Origin of the sequence: Pantoea sp. 1B4 (assembly GCF_016925765.1) — a bacterium.
Lineage (GTDB): Bacteria > Pseudomonadota > Gammaproteobacteria > Enterobacterales > Enterobacteriaceae > Pantoea > Pantoea agglomerans.
Map to the genome: position 1 here is coordinate 1214541 of NZ_JAEUWZ010000001.1, position 12488 is coordinate 1227028.

Annotated in this window: 7 protein-coding genes and 4 pseudogenes; 9 read left to right on the top strand and 2 right to left on the bottom strand. The window is 56.8% G+C overall.

Annotated elements, in window-relative coordinates; translation table 11 throughout:
- Positions 1-7 precede the first annotated feature (7 nt).
- From JNO11_RS05895 to JNO11_RS05930, 8 genes and pseudogenes are all read left to right on the top strand, one after another.
- Positions 8-1865 (top strand): annotated as a pseudogene (locus JNO11_RS05895) (dipeptide ABC transporter ATP-binding protein).
- 54 nt (positions 1866-1919) lie between these two features.
- A complete protein-coding gene (gsiB, locus tag JNO11_RS05900; protein WP_010669736.1) occupies positions 1920-3455 on the top strand; it encodes a glutathione ABC transporter substrate-binding protein GsiB in 1536 nt (511 codons plus the stop codon).
- A 46-nt stretch (positions 3456-3501) separates the two neighbouring features.
- Complete coding sequence (gsiC, locus tag JNO11_RS05905) at positions 3502-4431, top strand: glutathione ABC transporter permease GsiC (protein WP_010254376.1); 930 nt, start codon at positions 3502-3504, stop codon at positions 4429-4431.
- A complete protein-coding gene (gene gsiD / locus JNO11_RS05910) occupies positions 4428-5333 on the top strand; it encodes a glutathione ABC transporter permease GsiD (protein WP_010254377.1) in 906 nt (301 codons plus the stop codon). The genes gsiC and gsiD overlap by 4 nt, the downstream gene beginning before the upstream one ends.
- Positions 5330-5780 (top strand): annotated as a pseudogene (locus JNO11_RS05915) (DUF4385 domain-containing protein). The gene gsiD and the pseudogene JNO11_RS05915 overlap by 4 nt, the downstream one beginning before the upstream one ends.
- Before the next feature lie 517 nt (positions 5781-6297).
- Complete coding sequence (locus JNO11_RS05920; protein WP_010254395.1) at positions 6298-6933, top strand: carbonic anhydrase; 636 nt, start codon at positions 6298-6300, stop codon at positions 6931-6933.
- A 141-nt stretch (positions 6934-7074) separates the two neighbouring features.
- The gene (locus JNO11_RS05925; RefSeq protein WP_050679483.1) at positions 7075-7734 is read left to right on the top strand and encodes a DUF3313 domain-containing protein; all 660 of its coding nucleotides are present in this window, start codon (positions 7075-7077) and stop codon (positions 7732-7734) included.
- Between the two features lie 115 nt (positions 7735-7849).
- A pseudogene (locus JNO11_RS05930) lies at positions 7850-8987 on the top strand (PQQ-dependent sugar dehydrogenase).
- A gap of 208 nt (positions 8988-9195) precedes the next feature.
- On the opposite strand, the pseudogene JNO11_RS05935 reads toward JNO11_RS05930, so the two are convergent.
- Positions 9196-9853 (bottom strand): annotated as a pseudogene (locus JNO11_RS05935) (HAD family hydrolase).
- A gap of 272 nt (positions 9854-10125) precedes the next feature.
- Here JNO11_RS05935 and JNO11_RS05940 point away from each other — a divergent pair.
- Entirely contained in the window at positions 10126-11328 is a 1203-nt protein-coding gene (locus tag JNO11_RS05940) for a serine hydrolase (RefSeq protein ID WP_010254406.1), read from the top strand.
- A 222-nt stretch (positions 11329-11550) separates the two neighbouring features.
- Here JNO11_RS05940 and ybjG read toward each other — a convergent pair whose 3' ends face one another.
- On the bottom strand, positions 11551-12156 hold the full coding sequence (gene ybjG, locus JNO11_RS05945) for an undecaprenyl-diphosphate phosphatase (RefSeq protein ID WP_325177066.1): 606 nt from the start codon (positions 12154-12156) through the stop codon (positions 11551-11553).
- Between the last annotated feature and the right edge of the window lie 332 nt (positions 12157-12488).

Below are 12488 nucleotides of genomic sequence, written 5' to 3' on the forward strand. Positions count from 1 at the left end.
AGCAGAGATGAGCGACAGGCAAACGTTACCGCCGCTGGCCCCTGAGCAGGTCCTGGCGGTGCGCGATCTCAATGTGCGTTTTCAGCACGAAACCACCGTCACTGACGCGGTGCGTCATTTGTCACTCGATCTGTTTCGCGGCGAAACGCTGGCGCTGGTGGGGGGAGTCAGGCTCGGGGAAATCAGTGACCTCGCTGGCGCTGATGCGGCTGATTGAGCAGGCTGGCGGGAGGGTCAGCGGCGAGGTGCTGTTACGGCGTCGCAACGGCGACGTGCTGGATCTGATGCGCGCCTCAAAAGGTCAGATGCGGCGGGTGCGCGGTGCGGATATGGCGATGATCTTTCAGGAGCCGATGACCTCGCTGAATCCGGTCTTCTCCGTGGGCGAGCAGATTGCGGAATCCATCCGTCTGCATCAGGGCCTGAGCCACGCCGGCGCGCTGGCCGAGGCGCGCCGGATGCTGGATCTGGTACGAATCCCGGATGCGCAAAATGTGTTATCCCGCTTCCCGCATCAGCTGTCGGGCGGGATGCGTCAGCGCGTGATGATCGCCATGGCGCTCTGCTGCAAACCGGCTCTGCTGATTGCCGATGAGCCGACCACCGCGCTCGACGTCACCATTCAGGCGCAGATTCTGCAGCTTATCCGCGTGCTGCAAAAAGAGATGCAGATGGGGGTGATTTTTATCACTCACGATATGGGCGTGGTCGCCGAAATGGCCGATCGGGTTCAGGTGATGTACCGCGGCGAAGTAGTAGAAAATGCCCCGGTAGCCAGGCTGTTCAGCGCCCCGCAGCAGCCCTATACCCAGGCGCTGCTGGCGGCGGTGCCAAAGCTCGGTTCGATGCAGGGCCAGCCCCTGCCGGCCAAATTTCCGTTGCTGCACAGCGATGCCGTTGATGACGTACCGCAGGATACAGTTCGCCGCCTGCAGCCACCCATTTTGCAGGTGCGCGATCTGGTCACCCGCTTTGATATTCGCGGCGGCCTGCTGAACCGCGTCAAAAGCCGGGTGCATGCCGTCGAAAAAGTCAGTTTTGATCTCTATGCCGGTGAGACGCTGGCGCTGGTGGGCGAGTCTGGCTGTGGTAAATCGACCACCGGGCGATCGCTGCTGAAGCTGGTTGCCAGTCAGGGTGGCACCCTCACCTTTGACGGGCAGCGGATAGACCATTTGTCGGGTGCCGCGCTGGCCCATCTGCGACGCGACATTCAGTTTATCTTCCAGGATCCCTACGCCTCGCTCGATCCCCGGCTGACGGTTGGCTTCTCCATTATGGAGCCGCTGCTGGTTCACAAGGCGATGCCGCGTCGCGAGGTGGAGCAGCGCGTTGCCTGGCTGCTGGATAAAGTGGGTCTGCTGCCGGAACATGCTCAGCGCTATCCCCATGAGTTTTCCGGCGGCCAGCGTCAGCGCATCTGTATAGCCCGCGCGCTGGCGCTAAACCCCAAAGTGGTGATCGCCGATGAGTCCGTCTCGGCGCTGGATGTGTCAATTCAGGCGCAGATTATTAATCTGATGCTCGACCTGCAGCGCGAGTTTGGCATCGCCTTCCTGTTTATTTCTCACGATATGGCGGTGGTGGAGCGTATCAGCCACCGCGTGGCGGTGATGTATCTCGGTCAGATTGTCGAGATGGGGCCGCGTCAGGCGGTGTTTGAGCAGCCTCAGCACCCTTATACCCGAAAACTCATGGCGGCGGTGCCGGTAGCCGATCCGGCTCACCGGCGTCGCGAACGAGCCTTACTGGTCGATGAGATCCCCAGCCCGATTCATGCGTTAGGGGATGAACCTGAAGTGGCGCCGCTGATGGAGGTGGCTCCGGGCCATTTCGTCGCCCGCCACGTTATCAGTGCGACCTGAACAGTGACGATGTCGCCCCGGCGACCAACCCGACAGGGATTACAGGAGAACAAGATGCAGATTACGATGCGTAAAGGGTTACTGGCGGCTGGCGTGTTAAGCAGCGCAATGGCATTGCCCGCCTGGGCAGCACAGGATGCGGTGATTGCCGTCGCGTCCAACTTCACCACTCTCGATCCCTATGACGCCAACGACACGCTGTCGCAGGCTGTCGCGAAATCCTTCTATCAGGGCCTGTTTGGCTTTGATAAAGAGATGAAGCTCACTAACGTGCTGGCTGAGAGCTATCAGGCCAGCGCCGACGGCCTGACCTATACCATTAAGCTGCGTTCCGGAGTTAAATTCCAGGATGGCACTGACTTCAATGCGGAAGCGGTAAAGGTCAACCTCGATCGCGCCAGCAATCCGGATAACCATCTCAAGCGCTACAACCTGTTTAAACATATCGCCAGCACCGAAGTGGTGGATCCAACTACGGTAAAAGTAACGCTGAAAGAGCCGTTCTCCGCCTTTATCAACATTCTGGCCCATCCGGCGGCGGCGATGATTTCGCCCACCGCGCTGAAAAAATATGGCAAAGAGATCGGTTTCCATCCGGTAGGAACCGGCCCGTTTGTGTTTGAAACCTGGAACCAGACCGATTTTGTGAAGGTGAAGAAGTGGGACGGCTACTGGAAGCCGGGCTATCCGAAGCTGGACAGCATTACCTGGCGACCGGTGGTGGATAACAACACCCGCGCGGCGATGCTGCAGACCGGCGAAGCGAACTTTGCTTTCCCGGTGCCCTATGAGCAGGCAAAACTGCTGGAGAAGAACAGCAAGCTTGCTGTGGTAACGACGCCATCGATTATGCAGCGTTACATCAGCCTTAACGTCACTCAGAAGCCGTTCGATAATCCGAAGGTGCGTGAAGCGCTGGAATATGCCATCAACCGTCAGGCGCTGGCGAAAGTGGCGTTCTCCGGTTACGCCACGCCTGCTACCGGCATCGTGCCGCCCACCATCGACTTCGCTCAGACCTATCCGGCCATCAGCTACGATCCAGCCAAAGCGAAAGCCCTGCTGAAAGAGGCGGGTTACCCGAACGGGTTTGAAACCACGCTCTGGTCGTCACACAACCACAGCACCGCGCAGAAAGTGTTGCAGTTCACCCAGCAGCAGCTGGCGCAGGTTGGCGTGAAAGTTAAAGTTACGGCGATGGATGCGGGTCAGCGTGCCGCTGAAGTAGAAGGCAAGGGCCAGAAAGAGAGCGGCGTGCGCATGTTCTACACCGGCTGGTCCGCCTCCACCGGCGAAGCGGACTGGGCACTGACGCCACTGTTTGCTACTACGGCCTGGCCACCGGCGATCTTCAATACCGCGTTTTACAGCAATCCTAAGGTCGATAAAGATCTGGCAGATGCGCTGAAAACCACCGATCGTGCTGAGAAAGCGCGTCTCTACAAAGATGCGCAGGATACCATCTGGCAGGATCACCCATGGATCCCACTGGTGGTTGAGCAGCTGGTTTCTGCCAACAGCAAAAACCTCAGCGGTTTTTATGTAATGCCCGATACCTCATTCAATTTCGATGAGGCAACTCTGAAGTAACGGAGCCGGCCAGCCCGTGAGGCTGGCCGCAGCTGCAGGATGTTGCATGTTTAACTATTTTCTCAAACGACTCTTTGGGCTGATCCCCACGCTGCTGATTGTGGCGGTGCTGGTGTTCCTGTTTGTTCACCTGCTGCCGGGCGACCCGGCGCGTCTGATCGCCGGGCCGGAAGCCGATGCTTCGGTGGTGGCGCTGGTGCGTCAGGAGCTGGGACTCGACCTGCCGCTGCCGCAGCAGTTCTGGCACTTTATGCTGAATGCGCTGCAGGGCGATTTCGGCCAGTCGATGGTCTCGAAGCGGCCGGTCGCGGAGGAGATCGCCTCACGCTTTATGCCGACCCTGTGGCTGACGCTGGTCAGCATGATCTGGGCAGTGATTTTTGGCATGGCAATCGGCATCGTTTCTGCTGTCTGGCGCAATCGCTGGCCCGATCGACTGGGGATGACGCTGGCGGTGTCGGGCATTTCGTTTCCCGCCTTTGCGCTGGGCATGCTGCTGATGCAGGTCTTCTCAGTTGAACTGGGATGGCTGCCAACCGTCGGTGCAGAGAGCTGGAAACATTACATTCTGCCCTCCATCACCCTGGGTGCGGCGGTGGCGGCGGTGATGGCGCGCTTTACCCGTGCCTCGTTCGTGGAGGTGATGCAGGAAGATTATATGCGGACCGCCCGGGCCAAAGGGGTGCGCGAGTCGCTGGTGGTGGTGAAGCATGGCCTGCGCAACGCCATGATCCCGGTGGTGACGATGATGGGGCTGCAGTTTGGTTTCCTGCTGGGCGGATCGATCGTGGTCGAGGTGGTGTTTAACTGGCCGGGCCTGGGGCGACTGCTGGTCGATTCCGTGGCGATGCGCGACTACCCGGTTATTCAGGCGGAAGTTTTGCTGTTTTCATTGGAGTTTATTCTGATCAACCTGTTTGTCGACATGCTCTATGCGGTGATTAATCCCGCTATTCGCTTTAAGGAGTCGCGATGAAAAACTGGCGACGCGAAGCGGCACTGAAAACGATGCCGCTGATTGCGGAGAATCGGGTGCGAACGCCGTGGCGTGAATTCTGGCGGCGTTTCAGAGGGCAGCCGGTGGCGCTGCTGGCCGGGCTGTTTGTGCTGGTACTGATTGTGCTGGCGGTTATTGCCCCGTGGATTGCGCCGTTCGACGCAGAGAACTACTTCGATTATGACCGGCTCAATGACGGCCCCTCGCTGATGCATCTGTTTGGCGTCGATTCGCTGGGGCGTGACATTTTCAGTCGGGTGCTGGTCGGCACGCGGATTTCCCTGATTGCGGGCTTCTTTTCGGTAGTGATCGGCGCGCTGATCGGCACATTCTTTGGTCTGTTAGCCGGCTATTACGAAGGCTGGTGGGACCGCATCACCATGCGTATCTGCGATGTGCTGTTTGCCTTTCCCGGCATTCTGCTGGCGATTGCGGTGGTGGCGATTATGGGCAGCGGCATGAGTAATGTGATTGTGGCAGTCGCTATCTTCAGTATCCCGGCTTTTGCCCGGCTGGTTCGCGGCAATACGCTGGTGCTGAAGCATCAGACCTATATTGAGTCGGCACGCAGCATCGGCGCTTCTGACTGGACTATCCTGATGCGGCATATCCTGCCCGGCACGGTATCGCCGATTGTGGTCTATTTCACCATGCGGGTCGGTACCTCAATCATTACCGCGGCCAGCCTGTCATTTCTGGGGCTGGGCGCACAACCGCCTACGCCGGAGTGGGGTGCAATGCTGAATGAGGCGCGGGCCGACATGGTTATCGCGCCTCACGTGGCAATTTTCCCCAGCCTGGCCATCTTCCTCACCGTTCTGGCATTTAATTTACTCGGAGACGGGCTGCGCGACGCACTTGATCCTAAACTAAAGAGATGAAACCTTTCGATTATGATCAGGACTTCAGCACTATCGACTTCCGCCAGCACCCCGAGCTTTATCAGGTCGGGCGTGGTGAGCAGGGCGTGCTGATGGTCGAGCCTTATAAAGGCGAAATACTGCCACACTGGCGTTTTCGTACCGTTCCCATTGCTGAAGAGTCGGCTGAGAAAATCATGGCGCTGTTTGAGGAGTATCGGCGCAAAGATGATTTTGTCGGCATGGATATGGCGCGTAAATTTATTCAGATGGGGTATACCCGTGCGCGCCGTTACAGCAACCATAAGGGCGGACGTAAATATGACGCAGATGGCAAGGAGCTGCCGCGCGGCATCAACGAGGAAAAAGCCGCGGCGGCGGCTGTTTTCAAAGGCTACTGGGACAAACTTCGTGCAGATGAAGACTATCTGCGACGTAAAAAAAGCGCATCAGCAGCAGTATGGCTAAGCGTTAATCCTGCTCTCCCGGCAGCCGCTAACCCCTGCTGCCGGGGTTGTTTTAATGAACCCGTCCTGCTCTCTCTTATCCCTCATTCCTTGTCTGCAACGGTTCTGCTGCAGCGCCCGTGCTGCCAGATGCGCAGCCGTTTCGCCACGCCCTAAAACGCCGTAGCCCGCCACGCTTGCCAGATAAGGTCAGACGGCAGCAGAAGAGAAACCTTTTCTGCTGGCGAGCCGGGGGGCGTAAAGTAGTGAAAAAACGCGTAAAAGCCGATCCACAGCACAGGCAAAAAAACGGGCGGTTCAAACCGTGCTTTTTCCAATAACTTCCCGTGCTATAAAAAGAAATTGGCTGCGGAGCCTCTGACTGATGAACAAGCGAAACGCTGACAGTGGCCGCTGTTTAGAGCATCCGGTAAAAGGCGGGTTGATATTCACTTGTTTTCATTAATAATAAACGGGCAAACCCCACTGAGGGGGCTATGCCCCTCAGGTAATGAAATGGATAATGTGAGAGCTAAATAATGAAAGAGATCATCAACGGATTTCTGAATTTCCAGCAGAATGTGTTTCCTGAAAGGAAGGATCTTTTCAAAAGCCTGGCATCAAATCAAAATCCGAAAGCGCTGTTCATCTCCTGTTCAGACAGTCGTCTGGTGCCTGAACTGGTGACGCAGCAGGAGCCAGGAGAGCTGTTCGTTATCCGCAATGCGGGCAACATCGTTCCCTCATTCGGCCCGGAGCCAGGCGGTGTCTCCGCCACTATCGAATATGCGGTGGTCGCGCTGGGCGTCTCCGACATCATCATCTGTGGTCACTCTAACTGTGGTGCCATGAACGCCATCGCCTCCTGCGCCTGCATGGATACCATGCCTGCGGTTGAGCACTGGCTGCGCTATGCCGATGCGGCAAAAGCGGTGGTTGAGCAGCGTGAGTATGACTCACCAGAGAAGAAGCTGAACGAGATGGTCAAAGAGAACGTTATTGCCCAGCTGAACAACATGAAAACCCATCCTTCCGTGTCCGTCGCGCTGCGTAACGGTAAGCTGCGTCTGCACGGCTGGGTTTACGATATCGAAAGCGGCACCATTATGGCGCTGACCCAGGGTGGCAAACAGTTCATCACCCTGTCTGAGAATCCTGATACCTGCTTTGAGTAATCTTTTTCGCCCGCTGTGCTCTGCAGCGGGTTTTCCTGCTATTTATTCTGCATAACAGCGTTAAATCGCCTCTGTTATTCTGCATTTCCCCTCTGGCTTATCTATGCTTGCTTAAACCTTCCTGATACAAGCGAGTTGATGATGCGTAAAACTTCCGTTGCTGCTCTTCTGGCGGTCTCTGCCGTGCTGCTCAGTGGTTGTACTTCTCATGTTGCTGATAAGCAGCAATATTCAGGTTTTTTAAGCGATTACAGCCAGTTGCAACCGACGTCGTCAGCCAGTGGTGAACCGACTCTGCGCTGGATATCACCCGACTATCAAAGCAGCCATTATAAAGATGTGCTTTATACATCGCTGGTCTACTACCCGGCGGCGCACCCCACGCCACGCGTCACTCAGCAAACGCTGGATCAGGTGCTCAGTTACACCGAGATCCAGCTAAAAGGCGCGATAGCCACCCGCCTGCCGCTGGTGAATCAGGCTACGCCGCATACCCTGAAGGTAAGGGCCGCCATTACCGCCGTGTCAGCAGAAAATCAGGGCGTGCAGTTTTATGAAGTGGTACCGGTTGCCGCGGTCGTTGCCAGCACCATGGCGGCGTCAGGGCATCGTACTCAGAACAGCGAACTGTTTCTGGAGATAGAAGCCAGCGATGCGGTGACGGGCAAACCGATGATCCGGGTGGTTCGCAAAGCCTTTGGCAAAACGGTCAGTAACAGCAATACGCCGATCACCTTTGACGAGCTGAAGCCTGGTATCGATACGATGGTGCGTGACACGGTAAGTTTTAACGCGCCCTGACTCTGACGGGCGACAGCAGAGCGCTGTCGCCCTGATTAATCTTTTGTAAATCCTCAACATCATTGCAGAGGGGCTGACTACGCTTAAGGGCATTCTATTCCGTCAGGAGATCGTTATGGCCCGTTTCTCAACTACCTTGTTGCTAAGTGGCTCCCTGTTTTGTACCGCCCCCCTGTTTGCCGCCGACGTAAAGGTCGAGGTATTACAGGATAAGTTACAACATCCATGGTCCGTCGCCTTCCTGCCCGACAACAAAACGCTGCTGATTACCGAACGTAGCGGACAACTGCGCAGCTGGAGCCCGGAGAGCGGCCTGTCGCAGCCGATCCAGGGCGTGCCAAAGGTCTGGGCAGAACGGCAGAGTGGCCTGCTGGACGTGGTGCTGGCACCCGATTTTGCCACCAGTCGTCGCGTCTGGCTTAGCTATACCGAAGCGAACAGCAGTGGCAAAGCGGGCGCGGTGGTAGGCGTTGGCACGCTGAGCAAGGATAACCGGCAACTCAGCGATTTCCGCGAGGTGATTCGGCAGACGCCGATGCTCTCCAGCGGCAACAACATCGGTACCCGGCTGGCGTTTGATACCCAGGGCTATCTCTGGATCGCCTTCGGCGATAACTTTGCCAGCAGCGCTGCGCAGGATCTCGATAAGCTGCAGGGCAAACTGCTGCGGCTCAACGCCGATGGCAGCGTGCCGGACGATAACCCGTTTGCGAAACAGCGCGGCGCACGGCCAGAGCTCTGGGCCTTTGGTTTGCGTAATCCGCAGGGGCTGGCGCTTAACCCCCTGGACCGGCAAGATATGGGAAAATGAACATGGCCCGCGCGGCGGCGATGAAGTGAATATCATGGAGCGGGGCAAGAATTACGGCTGGCCGCTGGCAACCTACGGCATCGACTATAGCGGTGACAAAGTGCCGGAGTCACAAGGCACACAGGTTGCGGGTACCGAACCGCCGCTTTATCACTGGAAGGATTCTCCGGCCATCAGCGGCATGGCGTTCTACAATAGCGCCCGTTTTCCGCAGTGGAAAAACTCGCTGTTTATCGGCGCTCTGAAAGAGAAAAACCTGATTCGTCTGAGTATCAACGGCGAGAAAGTGGTGGAAGAGCAGCGTCTGCTGGACGATCAGAAGGCGCGCATTCGCGATGTTCGCCAGGGGCCGGATGGTTGGCTCTATGTGCTGACCGATGAGGCCAATGGCAAGCTGCTGAAAGTGGGATTAGCGCAGGACGCTGGTGCGTCCCGCGGCTAAGAGCCTGTCCCCAGGCTATTTTATTGGTCAGTCTGGGCCAGGGCAGTGCTCACACAGGCTGCTTTAGCAACCTGAACGCCCGTCAGGGCGGCCCTGAAGGGGCGAGCGCAGCGAGTAATCCTCACGGACTACGTGTACTACGGATTATTCCGCGCTGTCCGTGTCCAGGCTGCCAGCAACAGTTACGCCTTATGGAATAAGCTCGGAGTCAGCGCGCCCAGTGATAAACCTGCCAGCCGCGGTTTAACGCTTCCTTGTGTAACTGTTCGTCAGGGTTGATGACATGGGCATGATCGGCCTGTTCCAGTAGCGGCAGGTCGTTCATCGAATCGCTGTAGGCCCAGGTGCGGTCAAAGGCCTCGTCCTGCTGCAGCGCTTTCCAGTCACCCAGTCGCGTGACTTTGCCCTCTTTATAGGTCATGGTGCCGTAAGTGTTGCCGCTGTAGCGCTCGTCCACGATTTCAACGCCAATCGCCAGCGCGCCGCAGGCACCCAGCTTTTCTGCAATCGGCACCACCAGATGCTCGCCGCTGGCGGAGATGATCATGACCTTGTCGCCACGCGCCCGGTGCCACTCAATCCGCTCGCGGGCTGCAGGATAAACGCGTGGCATGATGTCGCGGTGAATGAAGCGGCGCACCCAGCCTTCAACGGTAAGCGTGGCCATGCCCGCCAGGGGGGGAGAGTGTTTTATTCATATACTCTTCAATCGACAGCGTACCGGCATAGTACTGGCTCATTAATGCCTGTTCCTGATCAATCAGTTCACTGGGAGCGAATCCCTGTGATACCAGCCAGCGCAGCCACAGGCTGGTGCTGTCTTCACAAATGAGTGTTTCATCCAGATCAAAAAGGGCTAAGTCCATGGTCGGTCTCCTCGGCTGACTGGCGTTCAGGTTAACTGATATTTGTGACGGGCTTAACTCTTCTGCGAAAAATCGGAATTTCACGCAGTTTTGATAGCGACAGAATCGGGGAAAAGCGGCACGCGCGCAGCACTTATGCCAGGGTTACTCTACTAAACTCTAAAAAACTTTACGATTCGACGGTTTTTTTCGCTGCCGTCAAGGGTTAGCGTTTGAGTGAGAATTTTCTGCCCCTGGAATTTCGATTTAACAAGGACAATCCGGCCAAGCCCATGACAAACACTCGCTTCACATCTCGCCTGCGGCACCTTGCTGCCACTTCATTACTGATTCTTGCCCCCGTCAGCGTTTTTGCTGAGCAGGCTCCCGCCGCGCCAGGCATTGATGCTAAAGCGTGGATTCTGATCGACTACGCCAGCGGTAAGGTGTTAACCGAATCCAGTGCCGATCAGCGCCTCGACCCCGCCAGTCTGACTAAAATGATGACCAGCTATGTTGTGGGTCAGGCGATTAAAGCGGGGAAAATCAAGCCGGATGACCTGGTTACCGTCGGACAGGATGCCTGGGCCACCGGCAACCCTAAGCTGCGCGGCTCGTCGCTGATGTTCCTCAAGCCGGGCGATCGTATTCCGGTGCATGAGCTGAATAAGGGAATCGTGATCCAGTCCGGCAATGACGCCTGTATTGCGCTGGCGGATTATGTGGCGGGCAGTCAGGATTCGTTTATCGGCCTGATGAACAACTATGTGAAGGCGCTGGGACTGCAGAATACCCACTTTATGACGGTGCATGGTCTGGATGCAGAAGGGCAGTACAGCACCGCGCGTGATATGGCGCTGATTGCTCAGGCGCTAATCCGCGATGTGCCCGAAGAGTACGCGCTGAATAAAGAGAAAGAGTTCACCTTCAATAATATTCGCCAGATCAACCGCAACCGCCTGTTGTGGAGCACCAACCTCAAGGTTGATGGCGTCAAAACCGGCCACACCTCGGGCGCGGGGAATAATCTGGTCGCTTCAGCAACCGAAGGGGATATGCGTCTGATCTCGGTGGTGCTGGGCACCGCCAGCGATGCGATTCGTTTCCGCGAAAGTGAAAAGCTGCTGACATGGGGCTTCCGTTTCTTTGAAACGGTTACGCCGATTAAAGCGGATGCGCCGTTTGCGCAGCAGCGGGTCTGGTTTGGTGATCGCAGCCAGGTCAATCTGGGCGTGGCGAAAGATGCTGCGCTGACCATCCCTAAAGGGCAGATGAAGAATCTGAAGGCGAGTTTCAGACTCACTACGCCGCAGCTGGAAGCTCCGCTGAAGAAGAATCAGGTGGTCGGCACCATCGATTTCCAGCTGGACGGGAAAACCATTGAGCAGCGGCCGCTGGTGGTGATGCAGGATGTGCCGGAAGGCGGGTTCTTCAGCCGGATGATTGATTTCGTGATGATGAAATTCAATGGCTGGTTCGGGAAGTGGTTTTCATAAGTAAGCAGGGACGCAGGCTCGTACTGCGTTGAGCCCGAGCCTGCACAGGGAACAGGGTCAGATCGGAAAGACGCAAAATCCGTCATCCATGACACGCTCGGCCCGCGCCGTCCCTGGCGCGGGACGCTTTCCTCCTCTGACCCTGTTCCCTGCGCTTTAAGCTTATTCGCTGCGGTAAATCCGGGTTTGCCACAGTGCTGGGGACGCTAACGCGTCCCTTTCTTAATCCTGCGTCCAGCCTTTGCGAATCGGCACGGCAAACAGCGACCGATAGAGTGGATTGATTACCGCCAGCATCCGCTCGCCATAGAACTGCCACGCCAGATGCGAAGCCAGACAGCTCAGCAGCCCCACCAGGAACCCGCCCAGCATATCCATTGGCCAGTGAACGCCAAGGTAGACCCGCGACCAGGCAATAGCGCAACCGGCCACCATCAGAACCACACCTGACCAGAGGCGATGCCAGAAGATAAAGGCCAGTGCAAAGGTGAAGATCGTGGTGCCGTGATCGCTGGGATAGGAGTCATCGGCGGCGTGATGCAGGAACTGATAACCAAAACCGATAGCGAAAGGGCGGGGATGCGGCAACAGCTGGCCCACAGACCAGGAGATCGCCAGCGCATAGATCAGCGCCATACCGGTTTTCAGTACCAGCACCCGCTGCGAAGAAACCTGATCGCGCGGTCCCCAGAGCCACATCGCCACGATTAACAGCGGCACGATGGCGATCAGATCTTTGGCAAAAAACGTCGCCAGCTGCAGTAACCAGGCGGGTGAAGCCGGTGTGGCATTAATGGCAGTAAACAGTAAATGGTTCAGCTCTTCCATTTCGGGATAAATTCCTCAGCAGACAGTCCGGTTAACGGCAGCTGGCAGCATCCCGCCAGCCCGGTCCGATAACAGCGGCAAAAAAAACGGTCAGCGACAGCACGCTCACCCAATCAGCCAGCACAAATTGCTAACTAAACAGCGGTCTATCCTGCTTTTTACCGTTTTGTTCGTCTATAGAAAGGCTCTTAATCTGCCGTTGAGTTGTGTAACGGTTTAAGTTTTATGACACATGCAGTTGCGAATCAGGGGGGGAATGACGGGCAGGGACGAAAAAAAGGCATAAAAAAACCCGCCGGGAAAAAGACCAGCGGGCTCCACAATTTGGGGAT